This is a genomic window from Idiomarina xiamenensis 10-D-4 (assembly GCF_000299895.1).
In the GTDB taxonomy this organism is placed as follows: domain Bacteria; phylum Pseudomonadota; class Gammaproteobacteria; order Enterobacterales; family Alteromonadaceae; genus Idiomarina; species Idiomarina xiamenensis.
This window is the reverse complement of record NZ_AMRG01000064.1, coordinates 1-341: the sequence shown is the minus strand read 5'-3', so window position 1 is coordinate 341 and position 341 is coordinate 1. Positions and strand designations below refer to the sequence as shown.

General features: G+C 51.9%; 1 pseudogene. It reads left to right on the top strand.

Annotated features, from left to right (window positions below):
* A pseudogene (locus A10D4_RS14235) lies at positions 1-341 on the top strand (flagellin); the annotation flags it as partial.

Here is a 341-nt window from a genome sequence, read left to right as displayed (position 1 = left end):
CGATTCAAGAAGAAATCCGCGTCATGATGGAAGAAGTCAACCGCATCGCGTCTGACACCACTTTCGGTGGTCAGAACTTGCTGGATGGCAGCTATCAAGCGAGCTTCCAAGTCGGTGCTGATGCTAACCAAACCATCAGTTTCAGCATGCAAACGGTTGGTGCTACCACTAACACGCTGACTGCTGACGGTGGCTTTACCTTATCGGGTATCGCTAGCGTAGCATCTGCTGTAACCGGTAATGCTTTCTCGGCATTGGCGGGCTCGGTCAATGCTGGTGATGGTTTTGCTGACATCTTTGCTGCAACCACCATCTCGGTATCGACGCAAGACAACGCGCAA